The sequence below is a fragment of the Marinococcus luteus genome, assembly GCF_900106595.1.
Classification (GTDB): Bacteria; Bacillota; Bacilli; order Bacillales; family Marinococcaceae; genus Marinococcus; species Marinococcus luteus.
In genome coordinates this window covers 26720-51565 of sequence record NZ_FNNC01000008.1, presented here as the reverse complement: position 1 = coordinate 51565, position 24846 = coordinate 26720, and the positions used below count along the sequence as shown (strand labels likewise).

The following is a 24846-nucleotide window of genomic DNA, read 5'->3' as shown; positions in this document are numbered from 1 at the left end:
GTATCAAATTGTCTAAAGTTATGATAAATATGACGTTAGTGGTTTGTGCCAGAGGAAAAATGTTTATAATACACTTAAGGAGGTGTTTGGAAAGTGTTGGAAAAGATTGTACAGTTATTTTTTGTTCTTGCCGGTATTACGATAGGATTTCTTTATATTCCTGAACTTATTTCTTTATTTCCTTTTTATACTTTTCCTGACTGGGTCTACAATGCCTATATCGGTGCCACTGTAGGAGCGGTAATCGTTGGGTTTGTGTTTTGGGCCGTGAGCCTGTGGATCGCGACGCCAATCGTCAACGGCATGCGATTCCTGGAAGAAAAGGTCGTGAAGGCTCCTGTCACAGATGTGCTGTTCGGAACGCTCGGACTGATTTTCGGACTGGTGGTTGCCTTTCTTATTTCTCTTCCGCTCAATTCTATCCGTATTCCGGTGATTGAGTCTGTTCTCCCCTTATTCTTATCCTTTTTTTGCGGCTACTTTGGCTTCCAGATTGGATTTAAAAAACGTGATGAGCTGTTAGGCCTTTTTTCAAGTTCAAAAAACGCTGCAGCAAAGGAAGAAGCAGCACTGGCCGCTGCAGCAGCTTCAGAAGAAAATCAGGCGTGGGAGAAGCTGCTCGATACAAGCGTGATTATTGACGGGCGTATTGCAGATATCTGCCAATCAGGATTTATTGAAGGAAAACTGGTGATCCCTGAGTTTGTCCTTGAGGAGCTTCAGCATATTGCGGATTCCTCAGACGTATTAAAGCGTAACCGGGGCCGTCGCGGGCTCGATATTTTAAACCGTATTCAAAAGGAACTTCCGATTGAAGTAGAGATTACGGACACTGATTTTGAAGATATTCATGAAGTGGACAGCAAGCTGGTAAAACTTGCGAAAGTGCGAAATGGTATTGTCGTTACCAATGATTTTAATTTGAACAAGGTGTGCGACCTTCAAGGCGTCAGTGTGTTAAACATCAATGATTTGGCGAATGCAGTAAAACCGGTGGTTCTTCCTGGTGAGGAAATGGTGGTCCAGGTGATCAAAGACGGGAAGGAACAAAGCCAGGGGATTGGATACTTAGACGACGGAACGATGATTGTAGTCGAAAGCGGGAAAGGCTATATCGGCCAGGAAATAGAAGTGGTGGTCACGAGTGTCCTGCAGACGAGTGCGGGACGGATGATATTTGCAAAACCAAAGGTATCGAAACGCGAAAAAGCTTTATAATGAAATGCCCTGTGCCTGCACAGGGTTTTTTTATGAGGATTTCCATCAAATATAAACAGCTGGCAGCTTTTCCTTTAGGGGAAGTTTTGGTAAAATTAATGTTTGATAAGCGGTGCGGTAGAATAAATACAGCGTTTTTCGGGTATCAGCATATTATTAACAGGCGGACTTTGCTTTAAGAGCAGAGAAAACGCGATACATACACCGGGAACACAATGTCTTGAAATTGGAGAGGTACTATGAACTATGCGGTAGTCATTCCTGCAGCCGGCCAGGGGAAACGAATGCAGGCAGGCCATAATAAACAGTTTCTCGTTTTAGAAGAACGGCCATTAATAATTCATACTGCATCTGTATTCGAGCAGGATCCGTGGTGTAAAGAAATTATTGTTGTTGCCAACGCTTCAGAAATTTATGACATGGAAGAGCTTTTCAAAGAGTGGGGCATACGGAAGGTAAAGCAGGTGGTCGTCGGTGGAAACGAGCGCCAGAACAGTGTGCATGAAGGGCTGAAGCGTCTTCATCCGGAGCACCGGGTGGTTCTGGTGCACGACGGAGCCCGCCCGTTCGTGGAACAGGATGATGTTCACCGCCTCGTGGAACAGGCAGAGCAAACCGGGGCAGCAGTACTTGGCACAAAAATGAAAGACACCGTCAAACGTACAGACGGGGCGACGGTGCTTGAAACGATTGACCGTTCCAGCTTGTGGGCGGTACAGACTCCGCAGGCGTTTCAGGCTGCAGTGGTGATAGAAGCTTACGATTATGCAGCGGCCCACCAGATTATCGGCACAGACGATACCAGCCTGGTGGAATATATGGGCCGGCCGGTAAAGATTGTGGAAGGAAGCTATGATAATATCAAGCTGACTACTCCCGAAGACATGGTGGTGGCCCGGGCGATTTTGCAGAAGCGAAGAGAGGGAAGAAAGTAATGAGAATTGGACATGGATATGATGTACACCAGCTGCAGGAAGGCCGTCCTTTAATCCTGGGAGGGATAAACATTCCTCACGATAAAGGACTGCTTGGACATTCGGATGCAGACGTTTTACTTCATGCAGTAACAGATGCGATACTGGGGGCAGTCGGGCTGGGCGATATCGGCAGGCATTTCCCGGATACGGACCCGGAATTTAAAGATGCTGATTCTGCGGACCTGCTTGCGCATGCCTGCAGTCTTGTACAAGCAAAGGGATGGAAGCTTGGAAATGTCGATGCGACTATCCTGGCCCAGCAGCCAAAAATGGCCCCGCATATTCCGGAAATGAAAAAGCGGATCGGCGTACTGCTGAAAGCACAAGCAGAGGATCAGGTAAATGTAAAAGCGACGACTACAGAAAAGCTTGGATTCGTCGGCCGAAAAGAAGGTATTGCTGCTCACGCTGTTGTACTTCTGCAGCCAGCCGATTAAATATACGTAAAAATAGAGAATATAAAAAAACAGAAAGTCTACGGAGGGTGAAGGAAATGAGTGAAAAAGTACGTGTACGGTTTGCTCCGAGTCCGACCGGCCATCTTCATATCGGTGGAGCGCGCTCGGCACTGTTTAATTATTTATTCGCCAGAAGCCAGGGCGGAGATTTTATTCTGCGCATTGAAGATACAGATCAGGAGCGTAATGTGGAAGATGCTACTGCCCGTTTAATGGAAAGCCTTCGCTGGCTCGGCATTGAATGGGATGAAAGTGTGGATGTCGGCGGCCCGCATGCGCCTTATCAGTCGATGGAGCGAATCGATCTGTATAAAGAATACGTTCAGCGCCTTCTCGATGAAGGCAGGGCCTACTACGATTACATGACAGAAGAAGAGCTTGCCCAGGAAAGAGAAGAGCAGAGGGCCCGCGGCGAAGCACCGAAATACAGCGGACGCGACAGAGACCTTACACCGGAACAGCGGAAAGCTTATGAAGACCAGGGGATTAAGCCGGTCGTTCGTTTCCGTGTTCCGGAGGGACAGAGCGTCATCATTGATGATGTTGTAAGAGGAAACGTCATTTTCGAATCTAACGATATCGGTGATTTTGTCATTGCCCGCAAAGACGGCATACCCACATACAACTTCGCGGTAGTGATTGATGATCATTTAATGGAAATTTCTCACGTCATCCGTGCAGAAGAGCATCTTTCCAACACGCCGCGGCAGGCGCTGGTCTACGATGCCTTTGACTGGGAAAAGCCGCGTTTTGCCCACGCATCACTGATTTTGAATCCGAACCGCCAGAAAATGAGCAAGCGTGACGGTTCCGTCATTCAATTTGTAGAACAGTACCGCGATCTTGGATATCTGCCGGAAGCTATCGTGAACTTCCTGGCACTGCTCGGGTGGTCTCCAAAAGGAGAAGAGGAGCTGTTTACCATTGAAGAATTAAAAGAACATTTTTCGCTTGAGCGTGTTTCCAAGGCCCCGGCAGTCTTTGATACGGACAAACTTGCCTGGATGAACAATCAGTACGTAAAAGAAGCGGACACAGAACGTCTGACACTGCTTGCACTTCCGCATCTGCAGGAAGCAGGAAAGCTGCCGGCAGAGCTTTCGGAAGACCAGTACGAGTGGCTCAAGCAGCTTGTCGGGATCTATCAGGAACAGATGCACTATGCAGCGGAAATTGTCGAGCTGACAGATTTGTTCTTCAAAACAGAAATTGACTATACCCAGGAAGCCAGGGAAGTGCTCGAGCAGGAGCATGTAAGCACCGTACTGCAGCACTTCTCTAAAGAACTGGATGAGGCTCCGGATTTTGAACCGGAAACGGTGAAAAAAGCGGTAAAAGCTACCCAGAAAGCGACAGGCTATAAAGGCAAGCAGCTATTTATGCCAGTCCGGGTGGCAACGACCGGTCAGACGCACGGTCCCGAGCTCCCGGCAGCTATTTCGCTCCTCGGAAGAAATGTCGTGCAGGCAAGACTGCAGCAGGTTCTATCCTCCTAAATAAATATCTGTAAAACTATGACAGGAAGAAGTAAAAAACAACAGGCTTTATACAGAGATGCTCTCCGGTGGCTGAGAGAGGGCACTAAGCCGGTTTTTGAAATGCGTCCTGGAGTCCTCTGCTGAATATAGTAGGCAGCGGCGGCGTGCCCCGTTACGGCAAAAAGAGAAGTGCCGGCCCTGGCGCTTAAACAGAGTGGAACCGCGCTATAAAGCGTCTCTGTGCGAATTCGCACAGAGACGTTTTTTTTATTGATATACTAAACATATAAATATGAAAGCTTGAGAGAAGGAATAGAAAGTGGGGAAGCACCATGTGGAAAACGCTGAAAAATGATTTGGACGTCGTATTTGATCAGGACCCGGCAGCGCGGAACCGTCTCGAAGTGGTCTTCACGTATGCGGGGGTACACGCAGTATGGTCTCATCGTTTCGCCCATTGGCTGTGGAAGAAAAAGATGTTTTTTCTCTCCCGCGTGATCTCTCAGCTCAGCCGCTTTGTCACCGGAATTGAAATTCATCCGGGGGCGGTAGTCGGCGAGCGGTTGTTTATTGATCACGGCATGGGAGTCGTTATCGGGGAAACATGTGAAATTGGTGATAACGTCACGATTTTCCAGGGCGTTACTCTAGGCGGCACGGGGAAGGAAAAAGGCAAGCGGCACCCGACGATTGAAGACCATGTATTGATCGCAAGCGGCGCCAAAGTGCTCGGTTCCATGACGATCGGAAAGCATTCCCGCATCGGCGCGGGTTCGGTCGTATTGAATGAAGTGCCGCCCAATTCAACGGTCGTCGGTATTCCGGGAAAGGTAGTTGTGCAGGATGGCGTGAAGATCAACAGAAACTCGCTCGACCACCAGAATCTTCCGGATCCGGTGGCTGACAAGATCCGTACACTCGAAGAGGAAATCGAGATGCTGAAAGAACGGCTCCCGGAACGCGAAAGCGCAGACCACGAACAATCGGTGAAAGGAAGAGAGCAGTAATGGCGATTCATATATATAATTCATTAACCAATCAAAAAGAGCTGTTTCAACCGATAGACCCGGACCGGATTACGATGTACGTGTGCGGGCCGACTGTATATAACTATATTCATATCGGCAACGCCCGTCCCGCTATTGTTTTTGACGCCGTGCGCCGCTATCTGATGTACCGCGGATACAACGTGTATTACGTGTCGAACTTCACCGATGTGGATGACAAAATCATTAAAGCGGCCCAGGAAATGAATGAGGAAGTGCCTGCACTCGCCAATCGCTTTATCGATACGTACCTTGAAGATATTGCATCACTGGGAGTTGAAAAAGCGGATCTTCATCCGCGGGCGACCGAAACAGTGGCAGAAATGATCGAGTTCATCGAGCAGCTGATCGCAAAGGGATTTGCCTATGAATCAAACGGCGATGTATATTATCGCACAAAAAAATTCAAAAACTACGGAAAGCTTTCTTCTCAGTCTGTCGGGGATCTGCAGATGGGTGCCCGGATTGAAGTAGGCGAGCAGAAAGAGGACCCGATGGACTTCACGCTCTGGAAAAAAGCGAAAGAAAACGAAATTGCGTGGGAAAGTCCGTGGGGCGAAGGACGCCCGGGGTGGCATATTGAATGCTCGGCGATGGTGAAAAAATATATGGGAGATACCATCGACATCCATGCCGGCGGCCAGGATTTAAAATTTCCCCATCATGAAAACGAAATTGCCCAGACGGAAGCATTGACCGGAAAACCAATGGCCCACTACTGGATGCATAACGGCTATATTAATATTAATAATGAAAAAATGTCGAAATCACTCGGTAATTTTGTGCTGGTGCATGACATGATTCAGCAGCATGATCCGGAAGTAATCCGCTTTTTCATGATGCAGGCGCACTACCGCAATCCTATTAACTTTGATAACGACCTGCTTGAATCAGCCAGGGCCGGCCTGGAACGATTGCGTTCGACGCTTGAAAACGTCAAGCACCGCCGGGGCGAAAGCGCGGACGGCGGCAGCGGGGAAGGCCGGGAGGCAGCCGAACGGGCCAAGACGCGTTTTCTGGAGGAAATGGACGATGACTTCAACACGGCAAATGCTATCAGTGTACTGTTTGACCTGGCCCGGGAAGCAAATAAATATATGCAGCAGCCGCAGACAAGTATTGCTTCGCTGGACGCGATTGTTGAAACGATGACAGAAATCGGAAACGTACTGGGAGTTTCTTTGGAAAAAGAAGAAGAAATGCTCGATGAAGATATCGAACAGCTTCTCGAAGAGCGGGTGGAAGCCAGAAAAAATAAAAACTTTGCCCGTGCCGATGAAATCCGGGACCAGCTTGAGAACGACGGAATTTTATTAGAAGATACGCCGCAGGGAACCCGGTGGAAGAGGAAGTAACATGATAAACTATAGTAAAGTAGATGAAAAGCAGTTAAATGCTTTGGCGCTTGCCTATATGGGAGATGCAGTGCTCGAAACCCACATCCGTCATTATTTAATTTCGGAAGGGAAGGTACGGCCGCAGGAGCTGCATAAGCAGGCTACCTCCTATGTATCGGCCCAGGCCCAGGCGGAAGTGCTTCGTTCCATGTGGGATGAAGGGTATTTAACCGAAGAGGAGACAGCCGTGGCCAGGCGGGGACGTAACGCGAAATCCGGAAGCATCCCCAAAAATGCTGATCTGGCCACCTACCGTATGAGTACAGCGTTTGAAGCAGTGCTTGGGTATTTGTATTTTGCCGGGAGGCAGGAACGGGTGAACGAAATTATTGCATTTGCGATAGACAAAACACAAGAAAGAGGCCAGTCATTATGAGCCAGGAATGGATCGCGGGGAAAAATCCTGTTATAGAAGCGTTAAAAGCCGACCGGAAAATTGAAAGAATTATGATCGCAGACACTTCCAAAAAAGGAGCAGCCCAGGAAATACGCGCTCTGGCAGGGAAAAAAGGAATAGTGGTGCAGGAAGTTTCAAAGAAAAAACTCGATGAGCTCGATGCAGGCGTGCACCAGGGGGTAGCGGCTGCTGTCCCAGCGTATCAGTACGCAGGAATGGACGATTTATTCCGTAAAGCAGAAAAGCAGAATGAGGATCCTTTTTTCCTCGTGCTGGACGGGGTGGAGGACCCTCATAATCTGGGATCCATGATACGGACGGCGAACGCCTCCGGCGTGCACGGCGTCATTATTCCAAAAAGACGGGCGGCTGGCGTGACCCAGACGGTGGTAAAAACATCGGCGGGAGCCGTTGAGTACGTGCCGGTAGTCCGTGTAACAAACATTAATAAGACGCTCGATGAATTAAAGGACAAAGGCCTTTGGGTAGCCGGGACGGGCACAGAAAATGCCTCTGATTACAGGCAGATGCAGGCGGATATGCCGCTTGCCCTGGTAATCGGCAATGAAGGAAAGGGGTTGAGCCGGCTTGTAAAGGAAGCCTGTGACTTTCTGGTACAGATTCCGATGCACGGGCCGGTTACTTCTCTGAACGCTTCGGTTGCTGGCGGCATTTTAATGTATGAAGTGCTGCGCAAACGCCAGGAGAAGGGAAGGCCTACACCATGAAGGACATTCTTCTTGTAGATGGATACAATGTGATTGGCGACTGGCCGGAGTTGAAGCCGCTCCGGGCCGGGCACCTTGAAGAAGCGCGGGACCGGCTTATTGATGCGATGGCGGAGTATCAGGCGTATAAAGGATGGAGAGTTATTGTTGTTTTCGATGCCCACATGGTCCCGGGCATTGGAAAAAACTATCAGCTGAAGCGTGTGGAGGTAGTATATACCAAAGAACATGAAACAGCAGATGAGCGCATCGAAAAATTAGTCGGGGAGTTAAAAAATGTGGAAACGAGAGTGCACGTGGCCACCTCTGATTATGCCGAACAGTCAATGACGTTCGGGAGCGGGGCGTTAAGAAAGTCAGCCCGGGAGCTCCGGCATGAAACAAAGCTTGTCGAAAAAGGCATTGAAGAGCAACTCGCGAATCAAAAAAAAGCAATTCATAAGACTACCCTTCCTATTACGGAAGAAATGGCAGAAATTTTCGACAAATGGCGCAAAAGGGATCTGTAGGCAGTTGACGCTCTCATGAACACTCCGATATAATGATTTCTATATTTATACTACTACGCGCATGGGCGGAGGGATTGTATTGAGTACAGACCTCAAGAAACCGGAACAACGTCAAACTACCCGAACCGAAGATGAAATACTGATTGAATTTGCACGTGCAGGCGATATCCAGGCGTTAGAACGACTGATTGAGAAATACCGGCATTTGGTGCGGGCGAAATCGCGATCGTATTTTCTCATCGGGGGAGATTATGAAGATATTATACAAGAAGGAATGATCGGGCTGTATAAAGCTGTACGAGATTTCCGGGGGGACAAACTATCCTCATTCCGTGCCTTTGCTGAGTTGTGTATTACGAGGCAGATTATTACGGCTATAAAGACGGCGACAAGGCAGAAACATTCGCCGCTGAACTCATATATCTCGTTGGATAAGCCAGTGTATGAGGAAGACTCGGAACGACCGCTGCTTGATATTTTAGTAGAGACCCACGCCAAAAGTCCGGAGGATCTGCTGATTATCAGGGAAAAGCAGGAGGACATGGAAGCGAAAATTGGCAGTGTGCTGAGTGAACTGGAACAGCAGGTGCTGCAGCTTTACATCGATGGCCGCTCCTACCAGGAAATGTCCGGCCTGCTCGGTAGAAGGAATAAATCGATCGATAATGCGCTTCAGAGAATCAAGCGGAAACTCGAAAAGTGTGAAGAGTGGAATGCGTTAATCTCTTGAAAGACGGGCTTTGTAAACCTTTTAATTTCAGAAAAATCAAAAATAATTATGTGACAAATGATTGACAGCGTTTTCTTATAGTGGTAAGATTTATTTAAGTTAATACGTTAGGTTGAGTATATGAAAGCCGCACACCAGTCATTCCATTGGGATACGTGTGCGGCTTTTCTAGGCTCGCCCGGTTGCTTCCGAGTATTCATGCTAATTTTCATCCATTATTATGAAAGCGTTTTTCTGGAAGGAAACCGGGTTTAAAGGTCTGGGTCTTATGGCGCCGCAACAAATAATAAGAGGAACCGCCTAACGTTATGACGATAAGTAAGCTTTAAATAAAAAAGGAGGAAGAAGAAATGTCTGTTTATTTAGCGGAACTTATCGGTACGATGATTCTTATTATCTTCGGCGGCGGCGTAGTTGCAAACGTAAGTCTGAATAAATCCAAAGCTCAGGGTGCTGGCTGGATTGTTGTAGCGCTTGGGTGGGGGTTTGCGGTGGCGATGGCTATCTACGCAGTAGGTCAGTTCTCCGGAGCGCACATTAACCCGGCGGTAACGCTCGGTCTTGCTTCTGTTGGGGAGTTCGCATGGGCTCAGGTTCCAGGCTATATTATTGCTCAATTGATTGGTGCCGGACTAGGCGGGGTTGTAGTTTATCTTCACTTTCTCGGTCACTGGAAAGAAACGGAAGACTCGAATACAAAGCTCGGGGTATTTTCGACTGACCCTGCTCTTCCGAACCGGTTTAATAACTTCTTAAGTGAATTTATCGGTACAGCTGTTCTTGTCGGAGGTATTTTAGGAATTGGGGCCAACCAGTTCACTGAAGGATTAAATCCGCTGATTGTCGGCTTTCTGATTCTTGCGATCGGTCTCTCTCTCGGTGGTACAACGGGATATGCTATCAACCCGGCCCGTGACCTTGGCCCTCGGATCGCACACGCCCTGCTGCCAATCCCGGGTAAAAGAGACTCCAACTGGTCCTACGCCTGGATTCCAGTCGTAGCTCCGGCTGCCGGCGGTGTGTTCGGTGCAATGGTTTACCGGTCGTTCTTCTTAGGAGAAGGTGCAGTGGCCTTAATGATTTACTCGGTCGTCGTAGCAATTTTCCTGGGAAGCCTGTACTACATGGGCAAACGTTCTGGAAAAACAATCATGTCCAACCCTGAAGTGAAAAACTAATATAACTTATATACGAAAGAGGAGATGAAGCGGATGGAGAAGAAATACATTTTAGCAATCGACCAGGGAACAACAAGCTCGCGTGCCATTATCTTTAACAAAGAAGGAGAAATTGTAGGCACCGCGCAAAGAGAATTCAAGCAGTACTTCCCAAAATCCGGCTGGGTGGAACATAACGCCCAGGAAATCTGGACTTCCGTCCTTGCAGTGCTTGCAGAGGTGCTTGGTGAAAATAATATCCAGGCTGAAGAGATTAACGCGATTGGGATCACGAACCAGCGTGAAACAGCGGTTGTATGGGACAAACACACGGGGCGTCCTGTCTATAACGCAATTGTATGGCAGTCGCGGCAGACGATGGATATTTGCAACGAGCTGAACGAGCAGGGGTACGGGGAAATGTTCCGAAATAAAACCGGTCTTCTGATTGATGCTTATTTCTCAGGAACGAAAGTAAAGTGGATTCTCGATAATGTGGATGGTGCCCGGGAAAAAGCGGATAACGGAGATCTTCTGTTTGGTACCATCGATACGTGGCTCATCTGGAAGCTGTCCGGAGGGAAAGCACATGTAACGGACTATACCAATGCCGGCCGTACGCTTATGTACAATATTTATGATCTGCAGTGGGATGACGAACTGCTTAATGTCCTTGGCGTGCCGAAGAGCATGCTGCCGGAAGTGCGTTCTTCTTCCGAAGTGTATGCCAATACGGTGGATTACCACTTCTTCGGCCAGGAAGTTCCGATTGCCGGCGTAGCAGGAGACCAGCACGCTGCCCTGTTCGGCCAGGCATGCTTTGAAAAAGGAATGGCAAAGAACACGTATGGCACCGGCTGCTTTATGCTGATGCATACCGGAGATAAACCAGTGCCGTCAAATAATGGACTGCTGACCACGATTGCCTGGGGAATTGACGGGAAAGTTGAATATGCTCTTGAAGGAAGTATTTTCGTAGCCGGATCGGCTATTCAGTGGCTCCGGGACGGTCTTCGGATGTTTACGAACTCTCCGGACAGCCAGAAATATGCCGAGCGCGTCGATGATACGAACGGTGTATACTTTGTACCGGCATTCGTAGGGCTCGGAGCTCCTTATTGGGACAGTGAAGCGCGCGGAGCTATTTTTGGACTCAGCCGCGGAACGGAAAAAGAGCATTTCGTAAGAGCAACGCTTGAGTCGCTTGCGTATCAGACCAAAGATGTTCTCGGCGCAATGGAAACGGACTCTGGTATTGAAGTGAAATCTCTCCGTGTTGACGGTGGAGCCGTTTCAAATGATTTCCTGATGCAGTTTCAAAGCGACATTGTCGGTGTGCCCGTAGAGCGCCCGGCTGTTACTGAAACAACTGCGATGGGAGCAGCGTATTTAGCGGGAATTGCTACTGGCTTCTGGAGCAGCAAAGAAGAAGTGAAAAAGCAGTGGAAGAAAGAGAAACAGTTTGATCCGCAGATTAATGAAGATACGAGAACAGAACTGTATGAAGGCTGGAAAGAAGCGGTGGACGCTACCAGAGCCTTCAAGCCGGGAAAAAAGAAAGCACCAACACAGTCAGCTAACTAATAATCATGAAGGGACCGGCGCTTCCGGGGAGCGCCGGTTTTTATATGCTCTTTAATTTCTTCTTGATTATAGTGCGGAAGTTGTTTATGATTGATATTGGTAGAAATATATGTGCACCTAAAGCAAACAGACCGCAGAGCCCTTAGGAGCGGCTGTTTTTTTAATGGTTGAAAACAACCGGGGCGAAGAAGCCTGATGGTACATGCGATGCAGAAAAAGATGCAGATATTTTGTTCGTACGAGACCTTATATTAATAATTCTATAACCGTAAACACCGGTTGATGGAGGTGGCTGCATGGCTGGGGGTACGAAAAAAAGCCCTATCCGCTTTCTCAAAGAAGTAGGGCAGGAAATGAAGCGTGTTACATGGCCGACACGCAAAGAGCTAACGAAATATACAATTGTCACGGTACTGACTATCATCTTTTTTGTGATCTATTTTGCCGTTATCGATTTAGGGCTTTCTGAGCTTGTTCGTATATTTTTGGAGTAGTAATGGTTGAACGTTTGGAATAAAGGAGGGAAGGGACTTAGTTCCCACTCTAGATATGGAAAAAAGCTGGTATGTAGTCCATACTTACTCGGGCTATGAAAACAAAGTGAAAACAAACCTGGAAAAACGGGTGGAATCCATGGGGATGACGGATAAGATCTTCCGTGTGCTGGTTCCTGTGGAAGAAGAAACGGAAACTAAAAATGGAAAGAGCAAAACAGTCTCCAAAAAGGTGTTCCCCGGGTATGTCATTGTTGAAATGGTAATGACAGACGACTCCTGGTACGTGGTCCGCAATACGCCCGGAGTAACCGGGTTTATCGGATCGACAGGTGCCGGGTCGAAGCCGACGCCGCTGCTGCCGGATGAAGTGGATGCCATTCTCGGTCAGATGGGCGAGAAGGAACCGAAGGCAGAGGTTGATTTTGAACTTAAAGAAGCAGTGAAGGTTACTGAAGGGCCATTTGCTGATTTCACCGGCACAGTGGAAGAAATTAATGCAGAGAAGCAGAAGGTCAAAGTTTATGTAAACATGTTCGGCCGCGAAACACCGGTCGAACTGGAGTTTACTCAAGTAGAAAAAATCTAGATCCGGCTTACAGTTTCCGCTCACTCACGAATTAACCATTGCTTATTTTGGCTGCAGGTGATAAAATCATCCTGTTTGGTATTGAAAGATATCACAGCCTAAAGCACATGGTGTTTTAGAATGAGTGGGAGGATACATTGTATCCGGCTACCACATCACGGACGAAGGAGGTGTGTCGCGTGGCTAAAAGAGTCGAGAAGGTTGTTAAACTTCAAATTCCGGCTGGTAAAGCGAACCCGGCACCACCGGTAGGCCCAGCGCTTGGTCAAGCCGGTGTGAATATCATGGGATTCTGTAAAGAATTCAACGCTCGTACACAGGAGCAGACAGGGACAATCATTCCTGTAGAAATCAGTGTCTATGAAGACCGTTCGTTCACTTTTATTACGAAAACTCCGCCAGCTCCTGTACTTCTTAAAGAAGCAGCTGGAGTCAAAGGCGGTTCCGGTGAGCCTAACCGCAACAAAGTTGGTTCAGTAACCCGGGATCAGGTTCGTGAGATTGCTGAAACGAAAATGCAGGATTTGAACGCATCTGACGTTGATTCAGCAATGCGTATGGTTGAAGGAACAGCCCGCAGCATGGGCTTAAACGTTGAAGACTAATTGAGAGATTTGCCTTGCTGAAGGTTGTGTGGACGCCTCTGACGCTCTTGCCGAAGGGACGGCTCGCAACCTTTACTAGTGGGAGGTCTTACCGTTAAACCACAACAAGGAGGAAAAACAATGCCTAAAAGAGGTAAAAAATACCGCGAGGCGGCGCAGCTCATCGACCAGGAGCAGCAGTACAATGCTGAAGAGGCGATTGAGCTTGCGAAGAAAACATCGATCGTAAACTTTGATGCAACGGTAGAAGTAGCGTTTCGTCTTGGAATTGATCCGCGTAAAAACGATCAGCAGATCCGTGGCGCGATTGTACTTCCAAACGGAACAGGAAAAAGCCAGCGCGTGCTTGTTTTTGCTAAAGGCGAAAAAGCCCAGGAAGCAGAAGCGGCCGGCGCTGATTATGTAGGAGAAGAAGATCTGGTGAACCGAGTGCAGCAGGGATGGTTTGACTTTGATGCAGTAGTAGCCACTCCTGACATGATGGCCCAGGTAGGGAAATTGGGCCGTACCCTCGGACCAAAAGGCCTTATGCCTAACCCGAAAACTGGTACGGTTACAATGGACGTTACAAAAGCTGTTGAAGAAATTAAAGCAGGTAAAGTGGAATACCGTGTCGATAAGTCCGGTAACATCCATGCGCCAATCGGCAAAGTATCCTTTGATACTGCAAGCCTGGTGGAAAACTTCAACACGGTTGCCGACGCGCTTCAAAAAGCAAAGCCGGCAGCTGCTAAAGGAACGTACATGAGAGGCGTTGCTGTAACGACTTCCATGGGTCCTGGCGTTAAAGTAAGCACTTCTTCGTTGAAATTCGCATAAATTAAACCGTAATACTTTTGTTTGTCGGCAGCTCCCGGGCGATCTTGAAAAAGCTCTTGACCCGGGTGCTGCTTCCATTTATACTAAATGACGGATCAGCCAACAATTTTATATTGTTGCCGCAGACAGCAGGGGTGCACAGCACTTAAACGTCCTGCCGAGGTACCATTCCTATACATTGAACGCTTTGACGCGTTTTACGGGAGTAGTGTCTTCGTGTCTGCTAATTGGACAGGAAGATTTTTTTGTGTCTGCGGTTGCAGGCGGCAAACAATAAAGAATGGCAGGAGGTGGAACGGATGAGCAAAGTAATCGAACAAAAGCAGGCGGTTGTTGATGAAATCGCGGCTAAGCTGAAGGACAGCGTATCAACCGTATTGGTAGACTATCGCGGTCTGGACGTGTCGGAAATCACAGAATTGCGTGCGCAGCTTCGGGAAGCAGACGTTGATTTCAAAGTATATAAAAATACAATGGCACGTCGTGCAGCAGAAGACGTGAATCTGAAAGACGAGTTGAACGAACACCTGGTAGGTCCTACGGCAATTGCGACAAGCAAGGAAGATGCAGTAGCACCTGCGAAAGTATTGTACAATTTCGCTAAAGATCACGAAGCGCTGGAAATCAAAACGGGTGTCATTGAAGGCAGCGTTGTTTCCCAGGAGCAGATCAAGGAATTGGCAAGCCTTCCATCCCACGATGGACTTGTGGCTATGCTGCTTAGCGTTATGCAGGCGCCAATCCGTAACTTCGCACTGGCTACAAAAGCAGTGGCAGAGCAAAAAGAAGAAGAAGAAGAGAGCGCCTAACCAACCGGCGTTTAAATCGGCTTAAATATTAATATTAAGAGGAGGATTATCCATGAGTAATCAAGAAATGATTGATGCGATTAAGGAAATGTCCGTTCTGGAATTGAACGAATTAGTAAAAGCAATTGAAGAAGAATTCGGCGTAACAGCAGCTGCACCAGTAGCAGCTGGCGGTGGCGGCGGTGAAGTCGTTGAGGAAGAGCAAACAGAATTCGACGTAGTACTCGAAAGCGCTGGTTCCTCTAAAATCAACGTCATTAAAGTTGTCCGTGAAATCACCGGTCTTGGCTTGAAAGAAGCTAAAGCATTGGTAGACGGAGCTCCTGACACATTGAAAGAAAAAGTCTCTAAAGAAGACGCTGAAGAAATGAAAGGTCAACTCGAAGAAGCAGGCGCTTCTATCGAATTGAAGTAAGCTTTCTATAAACTCATCCGCACCTGTGCGGGTGAGTTTTTTATTGCAATAAACTGTGTGCTCCTGCTATGATAATATTCCAATAATTAGAACGGAGCGATGCTATGAGCGGTGAACAATATTTTCATGCAAATCCAAGCGCAGCGAGCAACGAGAAAGTCATTCATACAGAGCTTCGGGGGAGAGACTGGTCATTTATTACAGACAGTGGAGTCTTCTCGAAACAAACAGTGGATTTTGGTACGGAGACTCTGCTTGAAACCTTTGAATGGCCGGATGTAGACGGAGACATTGTAGATGTTGGATGTGGTTACGGCGTAGTGGGAGTTACTCTCGCCAAAGAAACTACCCGAAGCGTTCTGCTTTTTGACATCAATCAACGCGCCGTGGAACTGGCAAAGAAAAATATCCAGCGGTACCAGTTGGATAATGCGGAGGCGGTGGAGAGTGATTTGTTCAGCGCCTATAAAGGAGGAGCGGCAGCGGTTTTAACAAATCCCCCTATCAGGGCCGGGAAGAAAGTGGTGCACCGGCTATTCGAAGAAGCTTACGAAGCGCTGAGGCCGGGAGGCGAATGCTGGATTGTCATTCAAAAAAAGCAGGGAGCCCCGTCAGCTAAGGAAAAGCTTAACGAACTGTTTCCGGTTGTGAAAAACGTGAAAAAGAATAAGGGTTATTATATTTTTCGTGCGCGTAAATAAATAAAACAGCACCATCAGAAGTTGACGGTGCTGTTTTGATATGGTATTATAATTTAATGCGTATAAGTATCCATACGCGCCAAACTACATGTAATATTCTACTTATTAAATCAGGTGATACCGTAAGAAGTATCATCCATTTCTTTTCTATTTGCCACTTCACGGCTGGGCTGAATTACGGTTGCAGCAAGCTTATCCATTAAAACGAGAACGTTTGTGCTTTTGATTCCTTCTTATTCTAACACACTCGAATGAGAAATGGGAGAATCGATCGTAATAAGTATTAGGAAAAACAATTCCATTTAAGATAATCAATATAAGTCAGGGAGAATCGATCAGCGTTCTCAAACTGGCTATTCGGTTTGTGAAACTTTTTTAACGACGACGTGTGTGCGCGGGCTGTTCTCTGTGTTCTGATACGCAGGCGATGTTATCAGAGCAGAAAGAGCCGTCCGTCTACATGACGACGCGTCTCTGCATTTATCACTATTTAGCTATATTACCGATAATTGCCTTGGAAAAACGCTTGTTTTTAAAACAGGCGGATATCATGCGAGATTTGAGGGGTGAATCTGTTGTCAAGTCAACTTATTCAATTTGGACGTCACCGCCAGCGGAGAAGCTATGCCCGAATCAATGAAGTGTTGGACCTTCCCAACCTCATTGAGATTCAGACGGCTTCTTATCAATGGTTTCTAGATGAAGGTATTCGCGAAATGTTTCAGGACATTTCGCCGATTGAAGATTTTACCGGAAACTTGGTGCTTGAATTCATTGACTATAATTTAGGGGAGCCTAAATATCCGATCGATGAATCAAAAGAACGCGATGCCACATATTCTGCACCGCTCCGGGTCAAGGTTCGCCTGATGAACAAAGAGACCGGTGAAGTAAAAGAGCAGGAAGTATTCATGGGTGATTTCCCGCTTATGACCGACACAGGCACTTTTGTGATAAACGGGGCTGAGCGTGTTATCGTATCCCAGCTCGTACGTTCACCAAGCGTATATTTTAATAATAAAGTAGACAAGAACGGCAAGCGCGGGCACACCGCGACCGTTATTCCAAACCGCGGTGCATGGCTCGAGCTTGAAACAGATGCAAAAGACGTCGTTCACGTTCGTATTGACCGTACCCGGAAAATCCCGGTTACCGTGCTCCTTCGCGCGCTTGGGTTTGGTTCGGATCAGGAGATTATCGATCTTCTGGGCGAAGACCAGTACCTGCGGAATACGCTCGAAAAGGATAATACAGAAGGAAGCGAAAAAGCCCTTCTCGAAATTTATGAACGTCTCCGCCCTGGAGAGCCGCCAACGGTAGATAGCGCGAAGAGCTTATTAAACACGCGCTTCTTTGATCCGAAGCGGTACGATCTCGCAAATGTCGGGCGTTATAAAATGAATAAAAAACTTCATATCCAAAATCGTTTATTCAACCAGCGTTTAGCAGAAACGCTAGCTGACCCAGAAACGGGAGAAGTCATTGCCGAATCGGGCACGATGCTCGACCGCCGGACATTGGACCGTCTGATGCCGTACCTGGAAAACAATCTTGGATTTAAACGGTACACCGTTTCCGGTGGAGTGGTGGAAGATGCAGATTTGGACGTACAGTCTATTAAGATTTATGCAGATGACGGTCAAGGCGAAGACCGTGAAATTAACGTAATCAGTAACGGAAATATTGACCATGATACGAAGAATATTACTCCTGAAGACATGATTGCTTCGGTTAACTATTTCTTCAATCTTCTTCACGGCGTCGGCCGGACAGATGATATCGACCACCTGGGCAACCGTCGTCTCCGTTCCGTCGGGGAGCTGCTTCAGAATCAATTCCGTATTGGGCTTTCCCGTATGGAGCGTGTCGTACGTGAGCGTATGTCCATTCAGGACCCAAGCTCCATCACGCCGCAGGCGCTTATCAATATCCGTCCGGTGATTGCTTCTATTAAAGAGTTTTTCGGAAGCTCGCAGCTTTCGCAGTTTATGGACCAGACAAATCCTCTGGCTGAGCTGACGCACAAACGCCGTCTGTCAGCGCTTGGACCGGGTGGTCTGACCCGTGAACGTGCCGGCTTTGAAGTCCGTGACGTCCACTACTCCCACTACGGGCGTATGTGTCCGATCGAAACGCCGGAAGGTCCGAACATCGGTTTGATTAACTCCTTATCAAGCTACGCCAAGGTAAATAAATTCGGCTTCATTGAAACAGCTTACCGCCGTGTGGATCCAGATACGGGAGTGGTCACCGAGCAGTGTGACTATCTTACTGCCGATGAAGAAGACAACTACGTAGTCGCGCAGGCGAACGCTTCACTCGCTGAAGACGGTACGTTTGCCGATGAGGAAGTTATCGCCCGTTTCCGCGGGGATAACACGATCGTTCCAAAAGAAAAAATCGACTATATGGACGTATCACCAAAGCAGGCAGTTTCAGCTGCGACGGCTTGTATTCCATTCCTTGAAAACGATGACTCCAACCGGGCATTGATGGGAGCGAACATGCAGCGTCAGGCAGTGCCGCTTCTTGAGCCGGAAGCTCCTCTTGTAGGTACCGGCATGGAATACGTTTCGGCAAAGGATTCAGGTGCAGCCATCATCGCCCGTCACAAAGGCGTGGTCGAGCGGGCATCCGCACGTGAAATCTGGATCCGCCGTATTGAAGATGTAGACGGAAAAGAAGTCGAAACAGATATCGACAAATACCGTATGATGAAATACGTCCGTTCCAACCAGGGAACAAGCTACAACCAGCGTCCGATCGTTAAAGACGGGGACCGTATAGAAAAAGGCGAAGTACTTGCAGACGGTCCGTCGATGGACAACGGGGAAATGGCATTGGGCCGTAACGTGTTAACTGCCTTTATGACCTGGGATGGCTATAACTATGAAGACGCCGTTATCCTAAGTGAGCGGGTAGTAAAAGACGACGTTTACACTTCCATTCACGTCGATGAATACGAGTCAGAAGCCCGCGATACTAAGCTCGGACCGGAAGAAATCACCCGTGACATTCCAAACGTCGGCGAAGAAGCGCTGAAGGACCTGGATGACCGCGGTATTATCCGCGTAGGTGCGGAAGTGAAGGATGGCGACATTCTTGTTGGGAAAGTAACGCCAAAAGGCATGACAGAGCTTTCCGCAGAAGAACGTCTGCTTCACGCGATCTTCGGGGAAAAAGCCCGTGAAGTACGGGATACTTCGCTTCGGGTTCCTCACGGCGCAGACGGCATTGTACTCGACGTAAAAATCTTTAACCGTGAAGATGGGGATGAACTTCCGCCGGGAGTGAATCAGCTTGTCCGGGTATACCTCGTGCAGAAGCGTAAGATTCACGAAGGGGATAAAATGGCCGGCCGTCACGGAAACAAAGGTGTTATTTCGCGTATTCTTCCAGAAGAAGATATGCCTTACCTGCCGGACGGAACACCGATTGATCTCATGCTGAATCCTCTCGGGGTGCCTTCGCGTATGAACATCGGACAGGTGCTTGAAATGCACCTGGGCATGGCGGCCCGTTCTCTGAACCTTCATATGGCAACACCGGTATTTGATGGTGCCCGTGAAGAAGACGTTTGGGAAACCATTCAGGAAGCCGGTCTCGCCCGGGACGGAAAGACCGTATTGTATGACGGACGTACAGGGGAAACCTTTGACAACCGTATTTCAGTCGGGGTCATGTATATGATCAAGCTTGCCCACATGGTTGACGACAAGCTTCACGCCCGTTCAACCGGACCTTACTCCCTTGTTACCCAGCAGCCGCTTGGTGGTAAAGCGCAGTTCGGCGGCCAGCGTTTCGGGGAAATGGAAGTATGGGCCCTTGAAGCGTACGGCGCAGCTTATACGCTGCAGGAAATTCTCACGGTGAAATCCGACGACGTTGTCGGTCGTGTGAAGACGTACGAAGCGATTGTTAAAGGGGAAAACGTTCCGGAGCCTGGCGTTCCTGAGTCGTTTAAAGTTCTGATTAAAGAGCTTCAAAGCCTTGGCATGGATGTGAAAATGCTCTCGAGCAATGAAGAGGAAATCGAAATGAAAGAACTCGATGACGAAGATGAACAACCCGGAGATAACTTAAATCTTAGAATCGAGTCCACGGAAAACGCATAAGGTCTCATCGGTAAAACGGAGAACACGGGGTGTCTAATTAAAAGCTTTTCAGCTTTTTGTAGGCACCTCTTGTCCCTCTTTCAGCCATGCCACCTTTATAGATTGAAAGGGAGGTCGACCTCTTGATAGACGTCAATAACTTTGAATATATGAAAATTGGACTTGCCTCTCCGGAAAAAATTCGTTCCTGGACACACGGCGAAGTGAAAAAGCCAGAAACGATCAACTACCGGACGTTAAAACCGGAAAAAGACGGGCTGTTCTGCGAGCGTATTTTTGGTCCCACCAAGGACTGGGAATGCCACTGCGGCAAATACAAGCGTATTCGCTATAAAGGCGTAGTCTGTGACAGATGCGGGGTAGAAGTTACCCGTTCGAAAGTGCGCCGGGAACGTATGGGCCACATCGAACTGGCAGCTCCGGTATCTCACATTTGGTACTTTAAAGGTATTCCGAGCCGCATGGGACTTGTCCTTGATATGTCCCCGCGTTCGCTCGAAGAAGTTATTTATTTTGCTTCCTATACAGTAACGGAACCAGGGGAGACACCGCTTGAATACAAGCAGCTTCTTTCCGAAAGAGAGTACCGCGCATATTACGATAAGTACGGAAAAACCTTCTCTGCTCAAATGGGCGCAGAAGCTATCCGCAAGCTTCTTCAGGATATTGATCTTGAAAAAGAAGTGCACGGCTTAAAAGGAGAACTCGAAACAGCTCAGGGACAGCGTCGTACCCGGGCGATTAAGCGCCTGGAAGTACTCGAAGCGTTCCGCCATTCCGGCAACAACCCGGCATGGATGATCCTCGACGTATTGCCGGTGGTGCCTCCGGAAATCCGTCCTATGGTTCAGCTTGACGGCGGCCGGTTTGCCACTTCGGACTTAAACGATTTGTACCGCCGCGTCATTAACCGGAACAACCGTTTGAAGCGTCTTCTTGATCTGGGAGCACCGAGCATCATCGTACAAAACGAAAAACGGATGCTTCAGGAAGCTGTCGACGCCTTGATTGATAACGGGCGCCGCGGTCGTCCGGTTACTGGTCCCGGGAACCGTCCGCTAAAATCTCTTTCACATATGCTTAAAGGGAAGCAGGGGCGTTTCCGCCAGAACCTTCTCGGTAAGCGTGTCGATTACTCCGGTCGTTCTGTTATCGTGGTCGGGCCAAGCCTGAAAATGTATCAGTGCGGGCTTCCTAAAGAAATGGCGCTTGAACTGTTCAAGCCGTTTGTAATGAAAGAACTCGTAAACCGGAGCCTTGCACACAACATTAAAAGTGCGAAGCGGAAAGTGGAGCGCGTGCATCCGGAAGTCTGGGACGTGCTTGAAGACGTTATCCGCGAACACCCGGTTCTTTTAAACCGTGCGCCAACGCTTCACCGACTTGGTATTCAGGCGTTCGAACCGACGCTGGTCGAAGGACGCGCCATCAAACTTCACCCGCTCGTATGTACAGCGTATAACGCCGACTTTGACGGGGACCAGATGGCTGTCCACGTACCGCTTTCGGCAGAAGCGCAGGCAGAAGCCCGCGTGCTCATGCTTGCAGCGCAGAACATCCTGAACCCTAAGGACGGCAAGCCGGTTGTTACACCATCTCAGGACATGGTGCTTGGAAACTATTACCTGACACTTGAGCGTGAAAACGCGATGGGCGAAGGTTCTATCTTTAACGATATAAAAGAAGTGCTCACTGCCTATCAAAACGGCTATGTGCATCTGCATACCCGGATTGCTCTGCCGGTACGTGCGTTAAATAAAACCAACTTCAGTGAAGAAGAGATGAGCAAGCTCGTCTTAACGACGCCAGGAAAGCTCATTTTCAATGAAATCCTGCCGACATCGTTCCCTTACGTGAATGAGCCGACAGCGTTGAACCTCGAGCAGGAGCTTCCGGAAAAATATGTAGTACCGAGCACGACAGATGTGAAAGAGGAATTTAAAAACCGCGAACTCATACAGCCATTTAAAAAAGGCTTCCTTGGGGACATCATCGCAGCGGTGTTTAAGAACTTCCAGATCATTGAAACGTCGAAAATGCTTGACCGTATGAAGGACCTTGGCTTCCATTACTCTACAAAAGCAGGCATTACTGTTGGTATCTCCGATATTGTTGTACTTCCGGACAAACAGGACGTGCTGACGGATTCGGAAGAACAGGTCTCGCGGGTAATGAAACAATTCCGGCGCGGTTTGATTACCGAAGAAGAGCGCTACGATAAAATCATCAGCATCTGGGGCAGTGCCAAAGACGTCATTCAGGAAAAACTCATGGGTACGCTTGATATTCGTAACCCTATCTTTATGATGAGTGACTCCGGTGCCCGTGGTAACGCCTCGAACTTTACGCAGCTTGCAGGTATGCGCGGACTGATGGCCAATCCATCCGGACGGATCATCGAGCTCCCGATTAAATCGAGTTTCCGTGAAGGTCTTACCGTGCTTGAGTACTTTATTTCCACGCACGGTGCGCGTAAAGGTCTGGCCGACACAGCGCTTAAAACTGCCGACTCGGGTTATCTGACCCGTCGTCTTGTGGATGTGGCCCAGGACGTTATCATCCGTGAGGATGACTGCGGCACCGACCGCGGACTTTCGGTAGCAACGCTTCGTGAAGGCAACGAAATCATTGAAAAACTTCAGGATCGCCTGATCGGCCGTGTAGCCTTTGAAACAGTGCGTCATCCTGAAACGAACGAAGTACTGGCTCAAAAAGGCGAGCTTCTGAATGAAGATTCGGCCCGTATTATTGAAGAAGCCGGCGTCGAAAAAGTCGTTATCCGCTCTGTCTTTACGTGCGATACGCATCACGGCGTCTGTAAAAAATGCTACGGCCGGAACCTTGCCACAGGAGCCGACGTTGAAGTGGGCGAAGCAGTAGGAATCATCGCTGCCCAGTCCATCGGCGAGCCGGGTACCCAGCTTACCATGCGTACGTTCCACACAGGCGGTGTAGCCGGGGATGACATTACCCAGGGTCTTCCTCGTATCCAGGAGCTTGTTGAAGCCCGTAATCCGAAAGGGCAGGCTGTCATTTCTGAACTCTCCGGCGAAATTGTCGATGTGAAAGATCTGACGGATAAAAAAGAAGTTACGGTGCAGGGCGCGCTTGAAAGCCGCTCCTATACAACTCCGTACGGTGCCCGCCTCCGCGTAGGAGTGGGAGACCAGGTAGAAGTAGGCCAGGCTCTTACTGAAGGTTCGATCGATCCGAAAGAGCTGCTGAAAGTAACCGGACTCGACCAGGTGCAGCAGTACCTTCTGAAAGAAGTTCAGAAAGTATACAGCATGCAGGGCGTTGAAATTGGCGACAAGCACATTGAAGTAATGGTCCGTCAAATGTTCCGTAAAATCCGGATTACCGATTCCGGTAATACCGACGCTCTGCCTGGCAGTCTGGTGGAAGTACATGCGTTTGAAAAAGCAAACCGTGAAGCACTTCGAAAACACCATCAGCCAGCCGTCGGCCAGCCGGTCATTCTTGGTATTACGAAAGCATCGCTTGAAACGGATTCCTTCCTTTCGGCCGCTTCGTTCCAGGAAACGACAAGAATTCTTACGGACGCAGCCATTCGCGGCAAGCGCGACGAGCTGTTAGGTCTGAAAGAGAACGTTATTATCGGGAAACTGGTTCCGGCTGGTACAGGCATGCAGCGTTACCGCAGCCTCGAACAGGTTCTCCCGGAAGAAGCCGTTCAGGAAATGCAGGAAACGGGCGAAGAAGTATATTCGTCGGAATGAAATAGTGTTGACATCGCAAAAACGCGGTGATATGCTATCTAAGGTGCGTTAAGCTCCTGTGCTTTGGAGGATGAATGATGTCTTATGAAAAAGTAACACAGGCTGACGAAGTTTTAATTGGAACTAAACAAACGCTTAAAGCGATTGAACATGGCACAGCTTCCGAAATCATTGTGGCAGAGGATGCCGCTGCAGAAATTCAGCAGCGTATTCTTAATGCAGCAAATGAAAGCAGTGTTTCCATCCAGTTTGTCGATTCGATGAAAAAACTTGGAAAAGCTTGCGGAATTGATGTAGGAGCGGCTACGATCGCTTTAAAAAAGCAATAACGAGTTTTTGCTGGTGGGATTTCGGATCTCATCGGCAAAAACTTTCATTTTGCTTATCAATGAACCACCTGGAACGGTGGTCTTGAAATAACTTAGTCGGAAAGGAGGAACACAACTATGCCAACTATTAATCAGCTGGTTCGTAAAGGCCGTCAGATGAAGACTAAAAAGACTGACTCTCCGGCATTGAACCGAGGTTACAATAGCTTGCGTAAAATCCCAACAGATCAAAATGCTCCGCAAAAACGTGGTGTATGTACTCGTGTAGGCACACTTACTCCGAAGAAACCAAACTCGGCTCTTCGTAAGTACGCACGTGTGCGCCTTACTAACCAAATCGAGGTTACAGCATACATCCCTGGTATTGGTCACAATCTCCAGGAGCACAGTGTAGTATTGATCCGTGGAGGCCGTGTTAAGGACCTTCCTGGTGTGCGTTATCACGTTGTTCGTGGCGCCCTTGATACTGCTGGTGTACAAAACCGCATGCAAAGCCGTTCCAAATACGGAACTAAACGCGGCAAGAAAAAGAAAAAATAACTGCTTATTCA

The 24846-nt window shown here is 48.4% G+C and carries 23 protein-coding genes and 2 other annotated features; all 23 genes read left to right on the top strand.

Translation table 11 applies throughout. The features are described 5' to 3' along the window. The first annotated feature begins 93 nt into the window (after positions 1-93). The 23 genes from BLV22_RS14440 to rpsL all read left to right on the top strand — a co-directional run bounded on the left by BLV22_RS14440 (position 94) and on the right by rpsL (position 24835). Positions 94-1218 (top strand): PIN/TRAM domain-containing protein, encoded by a 1125-nt coding sequence (locus BLV22_RS14440; protein WP_091616761.1) that lies wholly within the window; start codon positions 94-96, stop codon positions 1216-1218. A gap of 239 nt (positions 1219-1457) precedes the next feature. Then, positions 1458-2153 (top strand): 2-C-methyl-D-erythritol 4-phosphate cytidylyltransferase, encoded by a 696-nt coding sequence (gene ispD / locus BLV22_RS14430; protein WP_091616757.1) that lies wholly within the window; start codon positions 1458-1460, stop codon positions 2151-2153. Beyond that, positions 2153-2632: a 2-C-methyl-D-erythritol 2,4-cyclodiphosphate synthase gene (ispF, locus tag BLV22_RS14425; protein WP_091616755.1), complete on the top strand. Its 480-nt coding sequence runs from the start codon at positions 2153-2155 to the stop codon at positions 2630-2632. Before ispD ends, ispF begins: the two co-directional genes overlap by 1 nt. 56 nt (positions 2633-2688) lie before the next feature. After that, positions 2689-4149, top strand: coding sequence for a glutamate--tRNA ligase (gltX, locus tag BLV22_RS14420; protein ID WP_218130608.1), 1461 nt, complete (start codon positions 2689-2691; stop codon positions 4147-4149). Between the two features lie 9 nt (positions 4150-4158). Further along, positions 4159-4374, top strand: a binding site (T-box leader). Positions 4375-4463: 89 nt separating this feature from the next. Continuing rightward, positions 4464-5138, top strand: a complete 675-nt coding sequence (gene epsC, locus BLV22_RS14415) for a serine O-acetyltransferase EpsC (protein ID WP_091616753.1) — start codon at positions 4464-4466, stop codon at positions 5136-5138. Then, positions 5138-6532, top strand: a complete 1395-nt coding sequence (gene cysS, locus BLV22_RS14410) for a cysteine--tRNA ligase (RefSeq protein ID WP_091616751.1) — start codon at positions 5138-5140, stop codon at positions 6530-6532. Before epsC ends, cysS begins: the two co-directional genes overlap by 1 nt. Position 6533: 1 nt before the next feature. Beyond that, a complete protein-coding gene (locus BLV22_RS14405; RefSeq protein ID WP_091616749.1) occupies positions 6534-6950 on the top strand; it encodes a Mini-ribonuclease 3 in 417 nt (138 codons plus the stop codon). Next, positions 6947-7699 (top strand): 23S rRNA (guanosine(2251)-2'-O)-methyltransferase RlmB, encoded by a 753-nt coding sequence (gene rlmB, locus BLV22_RS14400; RefSeq protein ID WP_091616747.1) that lies wholly within the window; start codon positions 6947-6949, stop codon positions 7697-7699. Before BLV22_RS14405 ends, rlmB begins: the two co-directional genes overlap by 4 nt. Then, positions 7696-8208, top strand: a complete 513-nt coding sequence (locus BLV22_RS14395; protein WP_091616745.1) for an NYN domain-containing protein — start codon at positions 7696-7698, stop codon at positions 8206-8208. The genes rlmB and BLV22_RS14395 overlap by 4 nt, the downstream gene beginning before the upstream one ends. 79 nt (positions 8209-8287) lie before the next feature. Continuing rightward, positions 8288-8938: an RNA polymerase sporulation sigma factor SigH gene (sigH, locus tag BLV22_RS14390; RefSeq protein WP_425433817.1), complete on the top strand. Its 651-nt coding sequence runs from the start codon at positions 8288-8290 to the stop codon at positions 8936-8938. A gap of 350 nt (positions 8939-9288) precedes the next feature. Next, positions 9289-10116 (top strand): MIP/aquaporin family protein, encoded by an 828-nt coding sequence (locus BLV22_RS14385; RefSeq protein WP_091616741.1) that lies wholly within the window; start codon positions 9289-9291, stop codon positions 10114-10116. Positions 10117-10149: 33 nt separating this feature from the next. Then, positions 10150-11679, top strand: a complete 1530-nt coding sequence (gene glpK, locus BLV22_RS14380; RefSeq protein ID WP_091616739.1) for a glycerol kinase GlpK — start codon at positions 10150-10152, stop codon at positions 11677-11679. A gap of 296 nt (positions 11680-11975) precedes the next feature. Continuing rightward, positions 11976-12173 (top strand): preprotein translocase subunit SecE, encoded by a 198-nt coding sequence (gene secE / locus BLV22_RS14375; protein ID WP_091616737.1) that lies wholly within the window; start codon positions 11976-11978, stop codon positions 12171-12173. A gap of 55 nt (positions 12174-12228) precedes the next feature. After that, positions 12229-12762 (top strand): transcription termination/antitermination protein NusG, encoded by a 534-nt coding sequence (gene nusG / locus BLV22_RS14370; RefSeq protein WP_091616735.1) that lies wholly within the window; start codon positions 12229-12231, stop codon positions 12760-12762. A gap of 179 nt (positions 12763-12941) precedes the next feature. Then, the gene (rplK, locus tag BLV22_RS14365) at positions 12942-13367 is read left to right on the top strand and encodes a 50S ribosomal protein L11 (RefSeq protein ID WP_022794455.1); all 426 of its coding nucleotides are present in this window, start codon (positions 12942-12944) and stop codon (positions 13365-13367) included. A gap of 120 nt (positions 13368-13487) precedes the next feature. Further along, positions 13488-14186 (top strand): 50S ribosomal protein L1, encoded by a 699-nt coding sequence (gene rplA / locus BLV22_RS14360; protein WP_022794456.1) that lies wholly within the window; start codon positions 13488-13490, stop codon positions 14184-14186. Between the two features lie 101 nt (positions 14187-14287). Then, positions 14288-14441, top strand: a sequence feature (ribosomal protein L10 leader region). Between the two features lie 44 nt (positions 14442-14485). Then, positions 14486-14995: a 50S ribosomal protein L10 gene (rplJ, locus tag BLV22_RS14355; protein WP_091616772.1), complete on the top strand. Its 510-nt coding sequence runs from the start codon at positions 14486-14488 to the stop codon at positions 14993-14995. Positions 14996-15047: 52 nt separating this feature from the next. After that, a complete protein-coding gene (gene rplL, locus BLV22_RS14350) occupies positions 15048-15410 on the top strand; it encodes a 50S ribosomal protein L7/L12 (protein ID WP_091616732.1) in 363 nt (120 codons plus the stop codon). A 104-nt stretch (positions 15411-15514) separates the two neighbouring features. Then, entirely contained in the window at positions 15515-16111 is a 597-nt protein-coding gene (locus BLV22_RS14345; RefSeq protein ID WP_091616730.1) for a class I SAM-dependent methyltransferase, read from the top strand. Positions 16112-16686: 575 nt separating this feature from the next. Next, positions 16687-20226, top strand: coding sequence for a DNA-directed RNA polymerase subunit beta (rpoB, locus tag BLV22_RS14340; RefSeq protein ID WP_091616728.1), 3540 nt, complete (start codon positions 16687-16689; stop codon positions 20224-20226). Positions 20227-20348: 122 nt separating this feature from the next. Next, the gene (gene rpoC / locus BLV22_RS14335) at positions 20349-23966 is read left to right on the top strand and encodes a DNA-directed RNA polymerase subunit beta' (RefSeq protein ID WP_091616726.1); all 3618 of its coding nucleotides are present in this window, start codon (positions 20349-20351) and stop codon (positions 23964-23966) included. A 77-nt stretch (positions 23967-24043) separates the two neighbouring features. Next, positions 24044-24295 carry a 50S ribosomal protein L7ae-like protein gene (locus tag BLV22_RS14330; RefSeq protein WP_091616724.1) on the top strand — a complete coding sequence of 84 codons (252 nt, stop codon included), beginning with the start codon at positions 24044-24046 and terminating at the stop codon, positions 24293-24295. Between the two features lie 117 nt (positions 24296-24412). Then, a complete protein-coding gene (rpsL, locus tag BLV22_RS14325) occupies positions 24413-24835 on the top strand; it encodes a 30S ribosomal protein S12 (protein WP_091616722.1) in 423 nt (140 codons plus the stop codon). Positions 24836-24846 lie beyond the last annotated feature (11 nt).

What these genes read in the sequence shown, in the direction of transcription:
- ispD (WP_091616757.1), top strand. Translation starts at nt 1,458, where the DNA reads ATGAACTATGCGGTAGTCATTCCTGCAGCCGGCCAGGGGAAACGAATG.
- ispF (WP_091616755.1), top strand. Translation starts at nt 2,153, where the DNA reads ATGAGAATTGGACATGGATATGATGTACACCAGCTGCAGGAAGGCCGT.
- gltX (WP_218130608.1), top strand. Translation starts at nt 2,689, where the DNA reads ATGAGTGAAAAAGTACGTGTACGGTTTGCTCCGAGTCCGACCGGCCAT.
- epsC (WP_091616753.1), top strand. Translation starts at nt 4,464, where the DNA reads ATGTGGAAAACGCTGAAAAATGATTTGGACGTCGTATTTGATCAGGAC.
- cysS (WP_091616751.1), top strand. Translation starts at nt 5,138, where the DNA reads ATGGCGATTCATATATATAATTCATTAACCAATCAAAAAGAGCTGTTT.
- BLV22_RS14405 (WP_091616749.1), top strand. Translation starts at nt 6,534, where the DNA reads ATGATAAACTATAGTAAAGTAGATGAAAAGCAGTTAAATGCTTTGGCG.
- rlmB (WP_091616747.1), top strand. Translation starts at nt 6,947, where the DNA reads ATGAGCCAGGAATGGATCGCGGGGAAAAATCCTGTTATAGAAGCGTTA.
- BLV22_RS14395 (WP_091616745.1), top strand. Translation starts at nt 7,696, where the DNA reads ATGAAGGACATTCTTCTTGTAGATGGATACAATGTGATTGGCGACTGG.
- BLV22_RS14385 (WP_091616741.1), top strand. Translation starts at nt 9,289, where the DNA reads ATGTCTGTTTATTTAGCGGAACTTATCGGTACGATGATTCTTATTATC.
- glpK (WP_091616739.1), top strand. Translation starts at nt 10,150, where the DNA reads ATGGAGAAGAAATACATTTTAGCAATCGACCAGGGAACAACAAGCTCG.
- secE (WP_091616737.1), top strand. Translation starts at nt 11,976, where the DNA reads ATGGCTGGGGGTACGAAAAAAAGCCCTATCCGCTTTCTCAAAGAAGTA.
- nusG (WP_091616735.1), top strand. Translation starts at nt 12,229, where the DNA reads ATGGAAAAAAGCTGGTATGTAGTCCATACTTACTCGGGCTATGAAAAC.
- rplA (WP_022794456.1), top strand. Translation starts at nt 13,488, where the DNA reads ATGCCTAAAAGAGGTAAAAAATACCGCGAGGCGGCGCAGCTCATCGAC.
- rplJ (WP_091616772.1), top strand. Translation starts at nt 14,486, where the DNA reads ATGAGCAAAGTAATCGAACAAAAGCAGGCGGTTGTTGATGAAATCGCG.
- rplL (WP_091616732.1), top strand. Translation starts at nt 15,048, where the DNA reads ATGAGTAATCAAGAAATGATTGATGCGATTAAGGAAATGTCCGTTCTG.
- BLV22_RS14345 (WP_091616730.1), top strand. Translation starts at nt 15,515, where the DNA reads ATGAGCGGTGAACAATATTTTCATGCAAATCCAAGCGCAGCGAGCAAC.
- BLV22_RS14330 (WP_091616724.1), top strand. Translation starts at nt 24,044, where the DNA reads ATGTCTTATGAAAAAGTAACACAGGCTGACGAAGTTTTAATTGGAACT.
- rpsL (WP_091616722.1), top strand. Translation starts at nt 24,413, where the DNA reads ATGCCAACTATTAATCAGCTGGTTCGTAAAGGCCGTCAGATGAAGACT.